Source organism: Ruegeria sp., from assembly GCF_965243365.1.
Taxonomy (GTDB): Bacteria; Pseudomonadota; Alphaproteobacteria; order Rhodobacterales; family Rhodobacteraceae; genus Ruegeria.
This window is the reverse complement of sequence record NZ_CBDEUW010000002.1, coordinates 2,519,464-2,538,462: the sequence shown is the minus strand read 5'-3', so window position 1 is coordinate 2,538,462 and position 18,999 is coordinate 2,519,464. Positions and strand designations below refer to the sequence as shown.

The window sequence follows — 18,999 nt, the reverse complement described above, 5'->3', positions numbered from 1 at the left end:
GAATTGGCAAAACGGTCGGTTCAAAATTTCCCGTTGGTGTTTTTCCATTCCGCTTGGGGGGCGATGGTTTCCACTGTATCCCAATGCTCGACAATTTTGCCGCGCTCAACGCGGAACAGATCGTAGAACGCCGTATGGCGTCCGCCCAACTGGCCCTCGCAGACCGTCAGAACGAAGTTACCCTCGGCCAGTACCCGGTGCAGATGTTGGTAATCCAATGCCAACCGATCATTGGTCAAATGTCGACGCAGATCGATTAGATCGTCTGATAGTCCGGGGCTATGTTCAACGAACGAGTCACCGTTGATGGCGGTACCGATGTGATCCAGATCCCCTTGGATCAATACGGTTTGAACAAAATCTTTGACAAAGGCACGGTTCTGCTCGGTCAGGTTTCTGTCCGCAACCTCGGTCGCTCCGTCCACCATGCTGTGGCCGGACAGGTTCGGGCCCTGCCGTTTTTGAATATTGTCCCAGTGTTCAACGGCCTGGCCGTCTTCAAAGCGGAAAACCTCGAACCCGATATTCCGACGCGAGAAATCATATTCGGTATGGGCAAAAACAAATGCACCGTCCTCGAACGCACGCACAATATTCACCCGAGGAGAGGTCTGCGACAATCGCTTGAACAAGGCGGCGAGGCCCTCGCTGCCTTCATGAGTTTGCGGATTGTGCTGGATATACTTGGCCTCGTTCACAACAGACACCGGCCCGGGATCGCCGGTCTCGATGCTTTTGAGCAGGGCGCGAATGCGGTCCTTGTTGCTTTGTGCCAAGATCTGTCTCGCCGGTTGGAACGCTTAGCTGCCAGCATGGCAGCGAACGCACTGTCAGACAACGGTTCTATCGCCAACCACCCTGCGCGGCGGTCAGACGGCAGGGGCCACGCAGGCGACAGGTTTTGGACTAAGTTAGACGTCCAATGACCGTGCAATGAGTTCCTTCATGACTTCATTGGTTCCGCCATAGATCATCTGTACTCTGGCATCGGCATAGAGGCGCGCAATCGGATATTCCATCATGAAGCCATAGCCACCAAAGAGTTGCAGGCACTCGTGCATGATCTCGTTCTGCACTTCAGAGCCCCAGTATTTGACCATGGACGCAGTGGCCGCATCCAGTTCACCTGCTGCAAGCTTGCCGATACAGTCATTCACAAAGCTGCGCAGCACTTCTGCCTTGGTTTTGCATTCAGCCAGTTTGAACCGCGTGTTCTGGAAATCCATCACGCGTTGACCAAATGCCTTACGCTCCTGCACATATTTTACTGTCTCGGCGATGGCGAAATCAATCGCGCCCAGCGCCATGATGCCGATGGTCAGGCGCTCCCATGGCAGTTGCTTCATCAGCTGATAGAACCCCTGCCCTTCCTCTGGCCCCAGCAGGTTGGTCATCGGAACCTTGACGTCCTCAAAGAACAACTCGGCCGTATCGTTGCCTTTCATCCCCAATTTCTTGAGGTTACGCCCCCTGCGAAACCCGTCGGCCCCATCCGTTTCGACAACGATCAGCGAAACACCTTTGGAACCCTGAGACTTATCTGTCTTGGCCGCAACGATCACCAGATCGGCGGATTGACCATTGGTGATAAAAATCTTGGACCCGTTGATCTTGTAGGAATTCCCGTCTTTCTCGGCCGACGTCTTCACGGCTTGCACGTCCGACCCTGTTCCCGGTTCGGTCATTGCCAAAGCACCGACCATTTCGCCCGAGGCGAGCCTGGGCAGCCATTTCTGCTTTTGCTCATCGCTGCCATAGGCGGCGATATAGTGCGTTACGATGGACTGAATGCCGAAGCCCCAGCCTACATCCCCGCGCGAGCCTTGTTCGTACAAGGTTACGGCATCGAACCCCATGCCCCCGCCAACACCGCCATATTCTTCGGGAATCGAACCCGCCATCAGCCCGGTTTCCCCGGCCTTCAACCAGAACTCACGGTCCACCACCCCGTTTTCGACCCAGGCGTCGATATTCGGAACAAGCGCATCATCCAGAAACCGGCCTGCCATTTCGGCAAACATCCGGTGCTCGTCGGTCACCCAGGTGGCGGTACTGGTAAAAAGAGACATGTCTACCCCGTTTATCTGATTTTGCGTCAAAGCTAGCCGCAGAAACCGCCCGGTCCAATCCACCTGACGTCGCGTTCCAGTTCCACGGAACGCAACGTCCTTTGCTGCGCCACCAGCTTACCGCCCGAAAAGTTCACAGTTTTGTCAACTCCGCTGCCGCCAACCACTTAGATTACTAGGTAGGTCAGCGCGCCCTAAGAGGCTTTCGCCGGGTGATCATCCACCGCGGGGCCGCATCGCAAAGAAAGGACATCCCATGCCGCGCGCCTTTTCACAGCTAACCTTCACCCCGTCTGTGCTGACCCATCAGGAACGCATGGGGTCTGCGAAAACCTACTCCAAATTTATCGAGGGCGGACCGGAACAGGGGCACGAGATCGGGCCAAACGAAAAGTCCTTTATCGAGGCACGCGACGGGTTCTATCAGGCAACGGTTTCTGAAACCGGATGGCCTTATGTTCAGTATCGCGGAGGGCCTATCGGTTTCCTGAAGGTCCTTGATAAAAGAACCATCGGGTACGCGGATCTGACCGGTAATAAACAGTATATCTCGCGCGGGAATCTGGATGGTAATGATCGGGTGGCCATGATCCTGATGGATTATGCAAACCAGCGCCGCCTGAAAATTCTGGGGCGGGTCAGCTTTAGGGAAGGTGCCGACGCTGCCGCCCACCTTCTGCCCGAAACGGTCGACACCCCGCCCGAGCGTGCGGCGATCATCCATGTCGAGGCGCTGGACTGGAATTGCCCGCGCCATATCACGCCCCGCTTTACCGAAGACGAATTGCGACCACATCTGAACACCCTCGGACGCCAGATGGCAGAGTTGCAGGCCGAGAACGAGCGTTTGAAAGCCGAATTGGCCGAATTCAAGAGAATCTAGAGGAATCGGAGGAAACCTCTTGACCTTCCTGTGACTGGAACCCCCATCTGATTGGCAAGACCACAATCGGGACGACACGGATGGCGGACTCAAGCCAAACTCAGATCAAGATCACCGGAATGAGCTGCGCATCCTGCGTCGGGCGCGTCGAAAGCGCGCTGCAATCGGTGGCCGGGGTTCAGGACGCTACAGTCAATTTCGCCACCAAGACCGCTCTAGTCACGTATGATGGCCCCTTGCCGGACGTTGTACGGGCGTTGGATTCGGCGGGTTATCCTGCGGCCACGCAACAATGCACATTGCAGATCGACGGGATGAGCTGTGCCTCGTGCGTCGCACGGATCGAGCGCGCATTGCTTGCCAGCCCGGGTGTTGTGCAGGCGCAAGTCAATCTGGCCGCCGGAACCGCTCTGGTCACTTGCCTCGAAGGGGCAACTGATCCGGCAACGCTTGCAAAAGCCGCGACCGATGCTGGGTATCCGGCATCTGCCGAGAAGGACGCGCGCAGCGACAGTCGATCAGCGCAGGACGATGAGATACACGCCCTGACCCGCTCGACACTGTTGGCAGCGCTGCTGGCCCTTCCGGTTTTCGCACTTGAGATGGGTGGCCACATGATCCCGGCCTTTCACCATTGGGTGCATGCGACCATCGGTGCACAGACCAGCTATCTGATCCAATTCGCGCTGACATCAGCGCTGCTGTTGGGGCCCGGCCGCATGTTCTATTCAAAAGGCATTCCTTCGCTGTTGCGCGGGACACCGGACATGAACGCCTTGGTCGCGTTGGGGACTGGTGCAGCATACCTTTATTCCGTCGTCTCGGTTTTCGCGCCTCAGGCCCTGCCGCAGGGTACTGCGAATGTCTATTTCGAGGCCGCCGCGGTTATCGTTGCACTGATCCTGTTGGGTCGGCTGTTAGAGGCGCGGGCCAAAGGCCGGACGGGCGCCGCGATACGCAAGCTTGTCGGGTTACAACCCAATACGGCGCGGGTGGAACGGGATGGCGTTTTTACCGACCGTCCGATTACCGAGATTGTCGCAGGCGACGTTTTACAGATCCGCCCGGGCGAGCGGGTTCCCGTTGATGGGCAGGTTCTGGACGGAACTTCGTATATCGACGAAAGCATGATCACGGGCGAGCCTGTGCCGGTTGGCAAAAACACTGGCGACGAAGTGGTCGGGGGCACGGTCAATGGCACCGGTGCCCTGCGCGTGTGCGCGACCCATGTGGGTGCCGACACGGTACTGGCTCAGGTTATTCGGATGGTCGAGCAGGCCCAAGGTGCAAAACTGCCGATTCAGGGTCTGGTCGATCAGATCACCCATCGCTTTGTTCCAGCCGTGATTGCCGTTGCGTGTCTGACGGTTCTTGCGTGGCTTTTCTTTGGCCCGCCACCCTCTCTGCCGCTGGCGCTGGTTGCGGGTGTTTCCGTGCTGATCATCGCCTGCCCCTGCGCCATGGGGTTGGCCACGCCGACCTCAATCATGGTCGGCACGGGCCGCGCGGCCGAGTTGGGCGTGCTGTTCCGCAAGGGGGACGCACTGCAGCAGTTACAACAGGCCAAGGTGATTGCTCTGGATAAGACCGGGACATTGACACTGGGACGGCCCCAGCTTGTCGATGTGATCCCTGCCAATGGTTTTGATCATACTGAGGTGCTGCGGCTGGCAGCAGCGGTTGAAGACTATTCAGAACATCCCATCGCAACTGCGATTACCCGGGCCGGGCCTGAGGTACTACCTGTGGTTTGCGATTTTCAATCCCTCACCGGTCTTGGCTTGCAGGCTTCGGTCGAGGGACGCATGATCCTGATCGGGTCTGATCGGTTGATGGAACAGAACGATGTCGATCTGGGCGTCCTGACCGCCGAAACGGAACATCATGCTGCGAAAGGCGCTACTCCACTCTATCTTTCAGTGGACGGTCTTGCGGCGGCGGCCCTGATCGTTTCCGACCCGATCAAACCCGGCACTCAAGAGGCGTTGGCCCGTCTGCATCAGATGGGGTTCACTCTGGCCATGGTGACAGGAGACAATGCTCGCACAGCGCGGGCCTTGGCCGATGAATTGGGCATCGACCATGTTACGGCTGAGGTATTGCCCAGCGGTAAACTCGCCGAGATTACCAAATTGCAGAACGACTTCGGAACCGTGGCTTTTGTCGGCGATGGCATTAACGACGCACCGGCCTTGGCTGCAGCCGATATCGGCATCGCTATTGGAACCGGTACCGATGTCGCGATCGAAACAGCGGATGTTGTTCTGATGTCCGGTGATTTGCGCGGCGTGGCCAACGCGGTTGAAATCAGCTGCCGCACCATGCGGAATATTCGCCAGAACCTGGGCTGGGCCTTCGGTTACAACACGTTGCTGATTCCGGTTGCCGCTGGGGTATTGTACCCGTTCGGCGGCCCGATGTTGTCACCGGCTCTCGCCGCCGGGGCGATGGCATTGTCCAGCGTGTTTGTTGTCTCGAACGCCCTGCGCCTGCGCCGTGTGCGCACATCGATGTCGGAACCCGGAGAAATGCCGCAAACACGCGAGGTCCATTCATGAATATCGGAGATGCCGCCAACCTGACCGGCCTGCCTGCGAAAACCATCCGCTACTACGAAGAAATCGATCTGATCACTCCGCTGCGCGACGAGAACGGATATCGCAGGTTTCGCGATCAGGACATTCACAAGCTTCACTTTCTCGGGCGTGCTCGGGCCTTGGGGTTTTCCATCGATGAATGCCGCACGTTGCTGGCGCTGTACGAGGATGAAAGCCGTGCCAGCGCAGATGTAAAACGGATTGCGCGCGAACACCTGACCCGGATCGACACCAAGATCGCGGACCTGAAAGCGATGCGGGACACGCTTGGCCACCTGATCGACGCATGCGCCGGCGACAACCGCCCGGATTGCCCAATCCTTCAGGATCTTGGAGGCAGGACGTAACACGGGGTTGCCCTTTCGGCCCGGCTTTGCTTTGTCAATGCCAGACGATCCGGTCGCCAGATGCGCACCGGACAGCGAAGAGGATAACCAAATGGCAAAAGTCGCTTTCCTTGGCCTGGGTGTCATGGGCTTTCCTATGGCCGGGCATCTTCAGGCTGCGGGCCACCAGGTCACAGTTTACAATCGCACCGCGGCCAAAGCCGAGGCCTGGGCGGCCCAATATGGCGGCACCATGGCCCTCACGCCGCAAGAAACCGCAAAAGACGCTGAGTTTGTCATGGCCTGCGTCGGCAATGACGACGATCTGAGGGTGGTTTGCACCGGGGAAAATGGCGCGTTTCACGGCATGTCCGAGGGTGCGATTTTTGTCGATCACACGACCGTCTCTGCCAAAGTGACACGCGAACTCTACGACGCGGCAAAAAGGCAAAACATCCATTTTGTCGACGCACCGATCTCGGGCGGTCAAGCAGGGGCCGAGAATGGTGTTCTGTCCATTATGTGTGGCGGGGATCAGGCGGCCTTCGATGCTGCTGAGCCGGTGATGCAGGTCTATTCGAAAATCTGCCGCCGGATTGGCGATAGCGGTGCCGGGCAGATGACCAAGATGTGTAATCAAATCGCCATCGCCGGTTTGGTGCAGGGGCTGAGCGAGGCCCTGCATTTTGCTGAAAAGGCGGGGCTGGACGGACGCGCGGTGGTTGAGGTGATCAGTCAGGGCGCGGCGGGTAGCTGGCAGATGGCGAACCGATACGAAACCATGCTGGACGATCATTTTGAACACGGGTTCGCTGTGGACTGGATGCGCAAGGATTTGGGAATCTGTCTTGCGACGGCGAATGAGACCGGCGCATCCCTGCCCGCTACGGCTCTGGTGGATCAGTTCTACAAGGACGTGCAAAAGCTCGGCGGTGGGCGGTGGGACACCTCGTCGCTGATCAAGCGGTTGCGGGCGTTGGACTGAAGGGGGCTGTCTGCCCCCTCTTGGCCCGCTGGGCCAATTCACCCCCGAGGATATTTTCAGCCAGATGAAGAGGATCCCGGTGTAAACCGGACAGGGAAGCACATGAGCGATATGGAAGCATTCTGGGCAGAGGTTTTGCGTCAGCATTGGGGGCTGGATGCCCGATTGACGCGGTTGGATGGGGAATATGACCTCAATTTTCTGGCGCAGGCCACGAATGGCCAGGACTACATTCTGAAAGCCATGCGGACCGGTTGCGAGACCGAGTTGGTTGACCTTCAGATCAAGGCTTTGGAGCATGTCTCGGGCGCGGCGCCCGGCCTACCCTTTCCTAAGGTGTTCGGCGCCCTGGACGGGTCGGTACTGCCGGAGATACCTGATGCGGAAGGTCAGCCGCGTCTTGTCTGGCTGCTGGAGCGCCTTCCGGGGCAGTGCTATGCCAAGGCCGAGCCGAAGTCCGAGGACCTGATCCTGAAGCTGGGGCGCGTGTTGGGGGCGACTGATCGTGCGCTTGAAGGGTTCACCCATGACCATCTGAACCGCGAAGGATTCAAATGGGACATGTTGCAGGCCGACTGGATAAAAGACGGTCTGGATGCCGTCTCGGACCAGAAGCGCCGTGTACTGCTGGACGAGGTTTTGCAGGGATTTGACGCAGTATCGGGCCGTCTGGCGCAGTTGCCTGTGCAAGCCATTCACAACGATGCCAATGACTACAACATCCTGGTTGAAGGCGAGTTGAGCGAGCGCCGCAGTATCTCAGGGCTGATCGACCTTGGCGACATGTGCGCGGGCCCCCGTGTCTGCGATCTGGCGATTGCCGGGGCATATGTTGTGCTGGATCACCCAAAGCCTGAGCGTGCTTTGGCCGCATTGGTACGAGGGTACCACGCCGCCAATCGGTTAACCCCCGAGGAGGTTGATCTGATCTGGCCGCTGTTGCGTATGCGGCTTGCGGTGTCGGTTGTGAATTCGACCCTGATGGCAGTCGAAAACCCCGACGATCCCTACGTGACCATCAGTCAGGCCCCGGCGTGGCGCTTTCTGGAGAATGACAGCGTCAATGGCGGGTTGATGCCAGCCCGGCTGCGCGCTGCCTGCGGGTTGCCGGTCGTTGACGGGGCCGAGCGTGTTCACGCGTACCTGTCGGCACATCGCGGGCATTTTGCGCAGATGTTCGGGCAAGATCTGAGCGATGCTCCGCTTGGCTCCCTATCTGTGGAAAACTCTACCTGGCCACAGAATCCGTTTCACATGCCTTTGTCCGAGGCCGCGCGCGTTGGTGAGGAATTTGGCGACGGCCCCTGGCTGGGTTACTACAACGAACCGCGTCTGATCTATGCCGAACCCGGGTTTCGTAAAGGACCGTGGAAGGCGTCCGACCGGCGCACGGTGCATCTGGCGGTGGATGTGTTTGCCCCTGCTGGCACGGTCCTGAACGCTCCGGTGAGTGGTCGGGTTGAGGTGGTTGAGAACCGTGACACGCATCTGGACTATGGCGGCGTGGTGATCCTGCACCATGAGACGCCTGAGGGTGATCCGTTTTATACCCTGTACGGCCACCTGGACCCAGAGGTTTGCGACCGGCTGAAACCCGGAGACCCCGTGGCGCAAGGGGCAGCCTTTGCACGGTTGGGCGATGCCACCCAGAACGGTGGCTGGGCACCGCATGTACATTTTCAGTTGGCTCTGACAACGGCCGGAATGGAGGCCGACTGGCCTGGTGTCGGTGACCCGGATGAGATGGAGCTGTGGCATGCAGTCTGCCCGAACCCGGCAGCCCTGCTGAACCTGCCGGATGACAAGGTGTTCTATCGCCCGACCGACAAACAGGCGATCCTGCAAGGGCGTCGGGATCATTTCGGCGGCAATCTCAGCCTGACCTATGACGACCCCGTCATGCTGGTGCGCGGCTGGAGACATCACCTGTTCGACGAATGGGGTCGCCCCTATCTGGACGCCTATAACAACGTCCCGCATGTGGGGCACGCACACCCCCGTATTCAGGCGGTGGCGGCGGACCAGCTAAAACGGATGAATTCGAACACGCGCTATTTGCACCCGGCGCAGACGGCATTTGCTGACAAGGTGCTGTCCAAACTGCCGGAACAGTTTGACGTTGTTTTCTTCGTCAACTCTGGCACAGAGGCAAACGAACTGGCCCTACGGCTGGCTCGCGCGCATACCGGGGCCAAGGGTATCGTGACGCCGGATCATGGGTATCACGGCAATACCAATGCGGCTGTGGCGATTTCGGCCTACAAATTCAACAAGCCGGGCGGCGTCGGACAGGCAGACTGGGTCGAATTGGTCGAAGTGGCGGACGATTACCGCGGATCGTATCGGCGCGACGACCCGGAGCGCGCCCGAAAGTTCGCGGATTTGGTGGACCCAGCGATCGCCGCCTTGCAGGACAGAGGTCAGGGCCTGGCCGGGTTTATTGCCGAAACTTTCCCTTCGGTCGGAGGGCAAATCATACCGCCCAAGGGCTATCTACCTGCTGTGTATGAGAAAATTCGCGCAGCGGGTGGTGTATGTATTGCGGATGAGGTGCAGACAGGGCTGGGGCGTCTGGGCGAATACTACTTTGGCTTTGAACACCAGGGCGCGGTACCTGACATCGTGGTGATGGGCAAACCCATCGGCAATGGCCATCCGCTGGGCGTGTTGGTGACCACCAAGGAAATCGCCCAGAGCTTTGACAACGGGATCGAGTTCTTCTCCACCTTTGGCGGATCGACCCTGTCCTGTCGGATCGGGAAAGAAGTGCTGGATATCGTCGATGATGAAGGTCTGCAGGATAACGCCCGCACCATGGGAGGTCGGCTGATGGAGGGGCTTCAGAGAATCGAAGCCGATTTCGCCTGCATCGGCGACGTGCGCGGCATGGGCCTGTTTTTAGGGGTTGAATTGATCAATCCCGACGGGTCGGAAGGCACCGATATTTGCAGCTATGTCAAAAACCGGATGCGCGACCATAGAATTCTGATCGGCAGCGAAGGGCCAAAAGACAATATCCTGAAAATTCGGCCCCCTCTGACCATCGAAGCCGATGATGTGGACATGATCTTGTGGGCCTTGCGTCAGGTTTTGTCGGAAGTTGGTGATTATACTCCAGCGCCGAACTGTGACCATGGCCATCACCATGCTGGCTGCGGGTGTTGCTGACGACGCAAAACTTGCCAGAAAATGCAAAACCCCGGCTGAAATTGCCGGGGTTTTGCTGCGCCAATCAGTGCAACAACGCAGAGGGTGCGTGATGCCCTGTTGTTGGCACGGGGGTCACAGAAGTCATACGGCGCAGGGCCAGACCAAGTTCTTCAGACAAAGATGCCAATGCCGGAGCAAAATCCGGTCGGACAATCAGTGATGCCATCATCATGGCGTCCTCGCGCGCACCCTCGGTGGCGGAGGCGATCATTTGCGCAAAACAGTTCTCATCCGCTCCAAGGCACGAGCATCCAAGCCCGTGGTGCACAATGGGGCGACGGCCGTGCTGCACACAAAGAGAACACAGACGGTCGAGCGCAGACATTGCAGCCTGCCCCTGATCCGATCCCAGAGCGATGCCAAAATCATTGGCGGCGTCCGTCCGACCGGTGGCACCACCGCCCCACAGGCGTAAGTACATAACTGCACCGGCTTCGAGTGGGGTCAGGTCGGCGATCCGTCCGACAGCGGCCCCGCCCCGCGAGGTTGGCGTGCTCATTTTGTCAGGATCAGTTTACCGGCGCGGGTGATGCGCAGGGTGTAAAGCTGATCGCCCAGTTCGATATGGGCCAGATTGCCGCCATTGGTCAGCTCTTCAGCTTTATGGGCGGGCAGCATCGGGACAGCATAGCCTTGGGAAGGAGTAGGGTTTTGCGCGTTCATCGGGACATCTCCAGAGTATGTCGGGCAAAGTGCCGTATCTGTGATTGATTTTGCGATATGGCTGACCCGGAATGGGCTAGCTTTCTGTTCCTGCCTTTAATCTGATTATTTTAGTAAGGATTGTCAAGCATTGGTTTTAGAACCTTTTTTCCGGGCCTCAGTTGCGTATCCTCACTTACCCGGTTAGGCCTGAAACTGCGGCAAACAAGGTGGAACACAAATGAGTGCTACGATTGTCTTTGACCTGGACGGCACATTGATTGACAGCCTGGCTGACCTGTCTCAAGCCGTGAACAGGATGCTGAGCGATGTCGGTGAGCAGCCTTTACCCCAGCAAACCATCCAGCGATTCGTTGGAAACGGATTGCCGAAACTCGTTCAACGGACAATGGACCATTGCGGGCTACCGCAGGGCCGCCATTCGGAACTGACCAGACTGACTCTGGACCACTACAACGCGGCCCATTGCGAACATACGACGACTTATCCCGGTGTTCCCGAGGCCCTGGCCGAGCTGCGGCGGATGGGATCCGTCCTGGGAATTTGCACCAACAAACCGGAAGAACCCGCACGGCATGTTCTGAAGGCGCTAAACCTGTCCGGTTTTTTCGATGCCGTGCTAGGCGGGGACACTCTGACCACGCGCAAACCGGATCCTGCGCATCTGCATGCCAGCTTTGATGCGCTGCCTGATGCCGGGCCAAGACTGTTCGTCGGTGACAGTGAGGTAGACGCCGAAACCGCCCACCGCGCGGGCATTCCGTTTCTGCTGTTCACCGAAGGATACAGGAAATCGCCCGTCGCCGATTTGCCGCACAAGATCAGCTACTCCGACAGCGCAAAGTTGCCCGATTGTGTCCGGCAAGTCATTGGCACGGCCTCTGAAGTATCACCAAAACTGGCCGGAAATTGAGGGGCTGGCTAAGGGGGTAAAAAACCAGCCCCCCCCCGTAGGGGGATTAAGTGAGAGTGGTAAGACCACATTGGCCTTGTAATGTCTTGACTATATCGCAAACCCCAAAGGCTGCGATATTGGGGGTTTCCCGTAGGGCACCGCCTTTGGCCCCCTAGGACATCACATTTAACGCGGCGCGTGCGATGACCAGTTCCTCGTTCGTAGGAATAACCATGACTTGAACGCGGGACATGTCACTGGAAATGGTAGTGGCGTTTGACTGGTTTGCATCGGAATTCAGGTCGATGCCCAGCCAGCCCATTTCCTCACAGGCTTGCTGACGGACCAGTGCGGAGTTTTCCCCGATGCCGCCTGTAAAGACCAAGGCATCCAGCCCCCCTAAAGCGGCAGACAGCGATCCCATTTCGCGACGAATGCGGTAGGTGAAATACGCGATTGCGTTTCCCGCTTCGGTCGTTCCCGCTTTTTCAAGCGCTCTCATATCGTTTGACAAACCAGACAGACCCAGCAACCCGGATTTGCGGTACAGAAGGTCGGAAACTTCTGCGGCCTCCATGCCCTTTTGTTCCAACAGGTACAAAAGAACGCCTGGATCGATCTGCCCGCTACGCGTTCCCATTGGCAACCCGTCCAGAGGTGAAAACCCCATGGTCGACCCGACGGAACGCCCGTCCTTGATCGCACACATGGATGCTCCGTTCCCCAGATGAGCGACGACCACGCGCCCTGCATGTAAATCGGGCGCGGTCTGCTGTAGGTGCCCGGCAATGTAATCGTAGCTCAGCCCATGAAAACCGTAACGCCGCACACCCATGTCGTAATATTCGCCCGGCAGGGCAAACGTATCGTTGACCCAGGATTGGGTTCGGTGAAACGCCGTGTCAAAGCAAGCAACCTGAGCCGCGTCAGGAAAGCGTTTCATCGCCGCGTAAGCTCCGGCCAGATTATAAGGCTGATGCAAAGGGGCAAACGGCGCCAGGCTTTCCAGGCTGCGCAAACTGTCTGGCGTCAGCAGCACCGGGCGATCATTGTCCGGCCCGCCATGTACAATCCTGTGCCCAACAGCGGCGATCCGAGCCTCAGGAAATTCCTGTTGCAGCAGGGTCAGCACCTGATCCAGCGCAATATCGTGATCTCGTATGGAGTCGGACACCTCATCGAACAGGGTTTCTCCACCTGACAGGCGCGCCGAGATATGAGCCTCCGCACTGCCGATGCGATCGACAAGCCCTGTGCAGATCACACAAGGCTCGCCCGCCTTGGTTGCGAACAGCCCGAACTTCAGCGAAGACGACCCCGCATTCAGTGTGACAACGTGGTCCATCAAAGCGCCCCTGAAAGTCGCGCCGCATGCAGCGCGGCCACCGCGCATGATGCCAGTCGCGCCTTGTCATCATCCGCGCGGCTATTGAGAATGATCGGCACTTTTGCGCCCAGAACCACCCCTGCCCCTTCGGCATGGGCGATGTAAGTCAATTGTTTGGCCAGCATGTTCCCCGCATCCAGGTTGGGAACGACAAGAATATCAGCACGCCCGGCGACCTCGGACACAATCCCTTTGGTGCGCGCGGCCGCAAGGCTGACCGCGTTGTCCATGGCCAAAGGCCCATCGACCAGTCCCCCCTTGATCTGTCCGCGCTCCGCCATCTTCGACAGCAGCGCCGCGTCGATGGACGAGCGGATCGCAGGATTGACTGTCTCGACGGCCGACAGAATCCCAGCCTTGGGAGATTCGATACCGATCGAGATCGCCAAGTCGATCGCGTTTTGGGTGATGTCTATCTTGGTCTCAAGGTCGGGCTCGATATTGATTGCAGCGTCGGTCACCAACAGCGGATGAGGCTGCCCGGGTACATCCATGACAAAGACATGAGTGAACCGGCGCCCGACACGCAGCCCCCGGTCTCGCCTTAAAGCCGCGCGCAACAGCTCATCGGTATGGAGATGCCCCTTCATCAACGCCTGAGCCTGCCCGTCTGCGACCATATTGACGGCGATGTTGGCGGCTTGGAAATGACCGTGAACCGGAACGATTTCGGTGTCGCCCAGCGACAGACCAGCTTCGCGCGCTGCGGCTTCGATCTTGTCCGGGTCGCCAACCAGAATCGGCCTGATGATCGTCTCGCGCGCGGCCAGCAGGGCACCCCCCAGCGAGTTGGGTTCCTCGGGCGCAACCACCGCGGTGGGCACCGCCTCTAACGGGCGGGACTGCTCCAGCAACGCATCAAAATGACGGTGTCGTTGCACGACAAGACCCGGCACTTCGATCTCGTGAAAGGACAATTCCTTGTCCGGAGCGATTACCACGGCTTGGCCAGAGACAATCACCGCATTGTCGCGCGGTCGTACCACGCTGGTCTCCATGACCACCTCGCGGTTCTCTCGCTTCTCTAAGACCGTTACGCGGGCCTGCAACTCCTCGCCCGCATGCGCCCTCTGATGAAACTCGAAATGCTGCGTTTTGTACAACGTGCCCGCGCCCGGCAGGATGTTCCCCAGAACCGCCGAAATCAACGCGCCAACAAACAAGGCCGGAGCAATCGCTTCGTTGACCGAGTCGCCATCGCCATCCTCGGTCGACAGATGCAGAGGGTTGTGATTGCCCGAGTTTGAAGCAAAGACGAAGAAATCATCCTCCGTGCAGATCCGGGTCAGCTCTGCCGTATCTCCGACGTTCAGTTGGTCGTACGGTTTATTGTGATATTGCATGGGTTTACTCGGCGGTTGCCAGGATCGATTCATCCCCCGGACCACGCGGATTCCAATCAGGCCGGAGCTTCGGTTCGGGACTTTAGGTGGTTTCCGCAAGATGTCCAATGATATCGCGATGGACAGGCCACGGCGTCAGGCCATGCAACGATACGATGCATGGCGTTCGACATCTTCGGGTAGAATTTATTGAGCAGCCTGACAGGCTCAGGTCATTCCCAGAGCTTCTTTATACATCTCGATGACAGCCTCTTGCTCGGCAATGTCATCTTTGTCGCGTTTTCTCAGCGAGATGATGCTGCGCATTGCTTTCACATCATAGCCACGCGCCTTGCTTTCGGCGTAGACCTCTTTGATCTGATCCGCGATGTCTTTCTTTTCCATCTCCAGACGCTCGATACGTTCAACGAATTGGCGCAGTTCGCCTGCGGTGACCCGGTAGTTGGCAGCGGCCTGATCTTCGGTGACGTCTTCCATCTGTGTCTCTCCCTGGCGAAGCAATGTTGTCAGCACGCAGCCGGATACATCGGCGCCGCGCGCTGCGCAAGCGCGCAATCTGGGGGCGAGGCTTGTGCCATGCCCACCAATCCGTTATGCGCGGGCTCAGGAAATATGGGTAGTGTTGGAAAACATGTTCGACATCATCGTCTGGGGCGGGGCAGCCCTGTCCGTGGCCGGTTTGGCAGGTCTTGTCTGGTGCATCCTGCGCGTGATGAAAGCGCGCAAAGCCGGGCTGCCGGACGATGAATTGCGCGCCACCGTCCAAGGAGTTTTGCCCTGGAACATGGGCGCGCTGTTTCTTTCGGTGATTGGCCTGATGATGGTCATCCTGGGCATTTCGCTGGGGTGACCCCCCCGGGTCAGACCGGCATATTGTCAAATTGCGCTTCCAGCGCATCCTCGCACAGCGCGGCATCCAACCGACGCAGGCGTGATGGAATCTGCACACCCCTTTCGCGCATCCGATCCAGAACTTTGCTGACACTGGGTTGCAGCGCCAAACGTGTATCCAGGCAAGCGTTCTGCAGCTTTTGTTCAAGCTGTTCCGCTTCGACAAAAAGATCCTGAGCAGTCATTGGCATCCTCCCATGTCTCATACTGTGTCTGATATAGGTAACGACATTAAGACCAGAATGAGACTAGATGAACTTCGCGCGGTTTCTTGCCTGTCCTGTGGAAAAACCGGCTATCCTTCTCTGATCGACTATTCATTATACAAAAAATTCGAAAATGCCTTGACTGACATCAACTCGTGATTTGGAACTTCCATCATATTCCGCTATCTGTATATGAAATGACCCTGCGGGAGGACCCCATGACGCCCAAAGTGAAAGCTTTCTTCGACCCTGATACATTTACGGTATCCTACCTGGTCCAGGATCCCGAAGGTTCTTCCTGCGCGATCATCGATAGCGTACTGGACTTTGACCATGCCTCGGGGCGTACCAACACCGCGTCGGCGGATCAAATCATCGCTGATGTAAGAGACAACGACCTCAAGGTTGAGTGGATTCTGGAAAGCCACGTTCATGCAGATCATCTGTCCGCCGCGCCTTACTTGCAGCAGCACCTTGGCGGTCGGGTCGGTATCGGAGAGAATATCGTCGTGATCCAGGACACGTTTGGAAAAATCTTCAACGAAGGGACCGAGTTTCAACGTGATGGCAGCCAGTTCGATGCCCTGTTTTCGGAAGGCGACAGTTTTCACATCGGGCAGCTGCGTGGGGATGTCCTGCACACGCCGGGCCATACTCCGGCCTGCATGACCTACGTGATCGGAGATGCGGCTTTTGTGGGGGATACGCTGTTCATGCCGGATTTCGGCACGGCGCGCTGTGATTTCCCGGGCGGATCTTCCGCCGACCTTTATGCCTCGATCCAGAAAATCCTGTCATTGCCTGATGAGACCCGCATTTTCGTGGGGCACGACTATAAGGCGCCGGGGCGGGACGAATTCGCGTGGGAAACAACAGTCGGTGAGCAGAAAGAACTGAATGTTCACATCGGCCAGGGTCGCAGTATCGAAGAGTTCGTTGAAATGCGTGATGCGCGCGACGCGACCTTAGGGATGCCACGCCTGATTCTGCCGTCACTACAGGTCAACATGCGCGCGGGACAGATGCCGCCTGCGGACGAAAAGGGTGACGTGTTCCTGAAGCTTCCGGTCAACAAACTGTGACCTTCTGACAAGAGATACCAAGATGAATATCGAATGGATATGGGGATTTGCCGGAGGGCTGCTGATCGGGCTTGGCGCTGCCGTTTTCCTGCTGGGCAATGGCCGCATCATGGGGGCGAGCGGCATATTGGGCGGGTTGATTGAACGCGACACCGGTCAGTCTCAGACCGAACGGCTGGTCTTTGTCGCCGGGCTGATCGGCATGCCCATGCTGCTACGACCGATTATCGCACCGCAAGCGCAAACACATCTGACCAGCGATCTGGCCATTGTGATCCTTGCCGGACTGCTGGTGGGTGTTGGAACGCGTATCGCCAACGGCTGCACCTCGGGCCATGGCGTCTGCGGCATCTCTCGGTTCTCACTTCGGGGGATCGTGGCCACTGTCTTCTATATTCTCGCAGGCGGTCTGACATTGGCCCTGTTCCGCCATGTTTTGGGGGTGATCTGATGCGGATAGTCTTCGCGTTTGTCGCCGGGTCACTGTTCGGCGTCGGCCTGCTGATCTCTGGCATGACCAACACCACCAAAGTTCAGGGCTGGCTGGACGTGTTCGGCAATTGGGACCCAACGCTAGCCTTCGTCATGGGCGGGGCGATCTTGCCTATGCTGATCGCCTGGCGCCTGACACGCGGCCGCGCACCGCTGGCTGGCGGGCAATTTCCAGCACCCCCAAAGCCCGAGTTGGACCACCGCCTGATCGTCGGGTCGGTTCTGTTCGGAATAGGCTGGGGGCTGGCAGGTCTGTGCCCCGGCCCCGCGATGGCCTCGCTGAGTTTTGGCGGCCTGGGCGGAGGTGTTTTTCTGGTTGCTATGATCGCGGGCATGCTTGCGGCCCCAAAACTGGGCGCGCAACTGGACAGACTTGCAAACGCAGCCTAAGCATTTCGCATGGAGATTCGACCGATTACCCCCCGCTACGCCGTCTCGCCCCAAATCTCGGTCGAGGACGTGCCAGCCATTGCCGAGGCAGGTTTTGTCAAGGTGATCTGCAACCGCCCCAATGTCGAAGTTCCGCCTGACCAGCAGTCCGATGCGATTGGCGAGGCGGTACGGGCTGCGGGGCTGGAGTATGAGGTTCTGGAACTCACCCACCAAACCATGACGCCCGAAAACGTGGCGCGCCAACGGGACCTGGCCGAAAGCTGCAGCGGGCCGGTTCTGGCCTATTGCGCCTCGGGTACCCGGTGTTCGGTCGTCTGGGCGCTGGGTCAGTGCGACACGCTGAGCACCGATGAGATTCTGGATGCCACCGGCAAGGCCGGGTACGCACTTGAAAACCTGCGGCCAGCTCTGGATCAGATACGCACCCAGCGCGACTGATCCGATCAGAATGTTGGGTCGCCGTCCGTGTTTTGATCCGGCAACCCCGCCAGCTGTGATATTTCAGCGGCTACCTGATCCGAGTTTAGAACGGTCAAATCCTCGTCACCTGAGAATATCACATCCGGGGCAGAACTATCTTTGGGCAGGTCGATAGCGACCCCAGCCGCCGGGCCTTCTTCGTCTTTCAACCCCGTTTGGCTTTCCAGAAAGGTCTGATCTGTCTCGCCAGTCTCGACAGTCAAACCAGCCTGTTCGTTGATCCGAACTGCACGCATCCCGCCACATTGCCCCAGCCGCCCGATGGCAGCCCGCACGCGATCAATCGTTTGAACATCCGTGCGGTCCAGCCGCGCACCGGTCAACGGCAGGATATCGCCGGGCTTGAGTGAGGAAAACGACGACAGGGGCAGAGATATTCGGCAAATCATTGCGTGCAACTCGGCCCGCATAACACCCGAGGCCTGCCCCAGATTGTTACCGGCATCCAACGCCTCAGCCACTGGATCGGCTTCAGTGTCGGCACACTCAGGCAGCAGGATGGTGATCTGACCCTGCCGCGCCCCTTCCGCCAAATCGACCGTCAAACCAAAAACCCGGTAGGAGTCATTGGTGAGATGCAGAGTCAGCGTTCGGGCTTCGTCGGCCCGCAGATCAAATTCGTAGTCGGGCAAGCTGTTGATATCTTGCGGTGCTTCGACCATATCCCGTGCCCTGGGAAACAGATCTTCGATCAGCGGCACGGTCATTGCGGCATCGGTGTTGGTGAACGGACGAGACTGGAGCTGATCGCCTGTCACCTCTCCAATCGTCTGGGATTGCACAATGGCAGAGACACAGCCCGGGTCGATACACACCGCCGCAATGCTATCCGCGTGGGTAAATTGCAGTGACATCCACCCGTCCGGAACCACATCGGCCAGATCTGCCTGCGCACAGACCGATTGTTTGACACCGATTACTGTCAGTCGAAGGTCCAACTTGTCCGCCGCCGACCGTGCCAGCGCCAGCCGCAACGCGCGTAGAATTGAACGGGGGTTATTCCCTGTACTGTCCTTCCCCGCCGAAAGTTTGCGCGCCAATGCTGCGTTGGCATGTTCCATCATAGCACCGAACCGTCCGTTTCAATCGTGATCCGG

At 58.3% G+C, this 18,999-nt stretch carries 20 protein-coding genes; 11 read left to right on the top strand and 9 right to left on the bottom strand.

From position 1 onward, the window contains the following. Positions 1-20 precede the first annotated feature (20 nt). Both ACP0GE_RS16300 and ACP0GE_RS16295 read right to left on the bottom strand, forming a co-directional pair. Positions 21-776 (bottom strand): nuclear transport factor 2 family protein, encoded by a 756-nt coding sequence (locus ACP0GE_RS16300; protein WP_424832965.1) that lies wholly within the window; start codon positions 774-776, stop codon positions 21-23. A gap of 135 nt (positions 777-911) precedes the next feature. Further along, positions 912-2,069, bottom strand: coding sequence for an acyl-CoA dehydrogenase family protein (locus ACP0GE_RS16295; protein WP_424832964.1), 1,158 nt, complete (start codon positions 2,067-2,069; stop codon positions 912-914). Positions 2,070-2,325: 256 nt separating this feature from the next. On the opposite strand from ACP0GE_RS16295, the gene ACP0GE_RS16290 reads away from it, so the two are divergent. The 5 genes from ACP0GE_RS16290 (at position 2,326) to ACP0GE_RS16270 (ending at position 10,028) form a co-directional block, all read left to right on the top strand. Continuing rightward, positions 2,326-2,952 (top strand): pyridoxamine 5'-phosphate oxidase family protein, encoded by a 627-nt coding sequence (locus ACP0GE_RS16290; protein WP_424832963.1) that lies wholly within the window; start codon positions 2,326-2,328, stop codon positions 2,950-2,952. An 80-nt stretch (positions 2,953-3,032) separates the two neighbouring features. Continuing rightward, positions 3,033-5,510 (top strand): heavy metal translocating P-type ATPase, encoded by a 2,478-nt coding sequence (locus tag ACP0GE_RS16285; protein WP_424832962.1) that lies wholly within the window; start codon positions 3,033-3,035, stop codon positions 5,508-5,510. Then, a complete protein-coding gene (gene cueR, locus ACP0GE_RS16280; RefSeq protein WP_424832961.1) occupies positions 5,507-5,896 on the top strand; it encodes a Cu(I)-responsive transcriptional regulator in 390 nt (129 codons plus the stop codon). The genes ACP0GE_RS16285 and cueR overlap by 4 nt, the downstream gene beginning before the upstream one ends. Positions 5,897-5,987: 91 nt before the next feature. Beyond that, positions 5,988-6,860 (top strand): NAD(P)-dependent oxidoreductase, encoded by an 873-nt coding sequence (locus tag ACP0GE_RS16275; protein WP_424832960.1) that lies wholly within the window; start codon positions 5,988-5,990, stop codon positions 6,858-6,860. A 102-nt stretch (positions 6,861-6,962) separates the two neighbouring features. Beyond that, positions 6,963-10,028, top strand: coding sequence for an aminotransferase class III-fold pyridoxal phosphate-dependent enzyme (locus ACP0GE_RS16270; protein WP_424832959.1), 3,066 nt, complete (start codon positions 6,963-6,965; stop codon positions 10,026-10,028). 64 nt (positions 10,029-10,092) lie between these two features. Here ACP0GE_RS16270 and ACP0GE_RS16265 read toward each other — a convergent pair whose 3' ends face one another. Then, positions 10,093-10,569 carry a hypothetical protein gene (locus ACP0GE_RS16265; protein WP_424832958.1) on the bottom strand — a complete coding sequence of 159 codons (477 nt, stop codon included), beginning with the start codon at positions 10,567-10,569 and terminating at the stop codon, positions 10,093-10,095. Further along, positions 10,566-10,733, bottom strand: coding sequence for a hemin uptake protein HemP (gene hemP / locus ACP0GE_RS16260; RefSeq protein ID WP_424832957.1), 168 nt, complete (start codon positions 10,731-10,733; stop codon positions 10,566-10,568). The genes ACP0GE_RS16265 and hemP overlap by 4 nt, the downstream gene beginning before the upstream one ends. Positions 10,734-10,953: 220 nt before the next feature. Here hemP and gph point away from each other — a divergent pair, with 220 nt between their 5' ends. Continuing rightward, entirely contained in the window at positions 10,954-11,646 is a 693-nt protein-coding gene (gene gph, locus ACP0GE_RS16255; protein ID WP_424832956.1) for a phosphoglycolate phosphatase, read from the top strand. A 154-nt stretch (positions 11,647-11,800) separates the two neighbouring features. On the opposite strand, the gene ACP0GE_RS16250 is transcribed toward gph, so the two are convergent. The 3 genes from ACP0GE_RS16250 to ACP0GE_RS16240 form a co-directional block, all read right to left on the bottom strand. Beyond that, a complete protein-coding gene (locus ACP0GE_RS16250) occupies positions 11,801-12,973 on the bottom strand; it encodes an acetate/propionate family kinase (protein ID WP_424832955.1) in 1,173 nt (390 codons plus the stop codon). Further along, a complete protein-coding gene (locus tag ACP0GE_RS16245; protein ID WP_424832954.1) occupies positions 12,973-14,358 on the bottom strand; it encodes a bifunctional enoyl-CoA hydratase/phosphate acetyltransferase in 1,386 nt (461 codons plus the stop codon). The genes ACP0GE_RS16250 and ACP0GE_RS16245 overlap by 1 nt, the downstream gene beginning before the upstream one ends. Before the next feature lie 207 nt (positions 14,359-14,565). After that, positions 14,566-14,835, bottom strand: a complete 270-nt coding sequence (locus tag ACP0GE_RS16240; protein ID WP_424832953.1) for a DUF2312 domain-containing protein — start codon at positions 14,833-14,835, stop codon at positions 14,566-14,568. A 154-nt stretch (positions 14,836-14,989) separates the two neighbouring features. On the opposite strand from ACP0GE_RS16240, the gene ACP0GE_RS16235 reads away from it, so the two are divergent. Further along, complete coding sequence (locus tag ACP0GE_RS16235; protein WP_424833864.1) at positions 14,990-15,208, top strand: hypothetical protein; 219 nt, start codon at positions 14,990-14,992, stop codon at positions 15,206-15,208. A gap of 10 nt (positions 15,209-15,218) precedes the next feature. Here ACP0GE_RS16235 and ACP0GE_RS16230 read toward each other — a convergent pair whose 3' ends face one another. Beyond that, positions 15,219-15,434, bottom strand: coding sequence for a hypothetical protein (locus ACP0GE_RS16230; RefSeq protein ID WP_424832952.1), 216 nt, complete (start codon positions 15,432-15,434; stop codon positions 15,219-15,221). Between the two features lie 239 nt (positions 15,435-15,673). Between ACP0GE_RS16230 and ACP0GE_RS16225 the strand changes: the two genes are divergently transcribed. From ACP0GE_RS16225 to ACP0GE_RS16210, 4 genes are read left to right on the top strand one after another with little or no spacing between them, the layout of a single operon-like run. Further along, positions 15,674-16,537: an MBL fold metallo-hydrolase gene (locus tag ACP0GE_RS16225; protein ID WP_424832951.1), complete on the top strand. Its 864-nt coding sequence runs from the start codon at positions 15,674-15,676 to the stop codon at positions 16,535-16,537. A gap of 22 nt (positions 16,538-16,559) precedes the next feature. Next, positions 16,560-16,988, top strand: a complete 429-nt coding sequence (locus tag ACP0GE_RS16220; RefSeq protein WP_424832950.1) for a YeeE/YedE family protein — start codon at positions 16,560-16,562, stop codon at positions 16,986-16,988. Further along, positions 16,988-17,419, top strand: coding sequence for a DUF6691 family protein (locus tag ACP0GE_RS16215; RefSeq protein WP_424832949.1), 432 nt, complete (start codon positions 16,988-16,990; stop codon positions 17,417-17,419). The genes ACP0GE_RS16220 and ACP0GE_RS16215 overlap by 1 nt, the downstream gene beginning before the upstream one ends. A 9-nt stretch (positions 17,420-17,428) precedes the next feature. After that, positions 17,429-17,860 (top strand): TIGR01244 family sulfur transferase, encoded by a 432-nt coding sequence (locus ACP0GE_RS16210; protein ID WP_424832948.1) that lies wholly within the window; start codon positions 17,429-17,431, stop codon positions 17,858-17,860. Between the two features lie 5 nt (positions 17,861-17,865). On the opposite strand, the gene ACP0GE_RS16205 is transcribed toward ACP0GE_RS16210, so the two are convergent. After that, entirely contained in the window at positions 17,866-18,963 is a 1,098-nt protein-coding gene (locus ACP0GE_RS16205; protein ID WP_424832947.1) for a FliM/FliN family flagellar motor switch protein, read from the bottom strand. Positions 18,964-18,999: the final 36 nt, after the last annotated feature.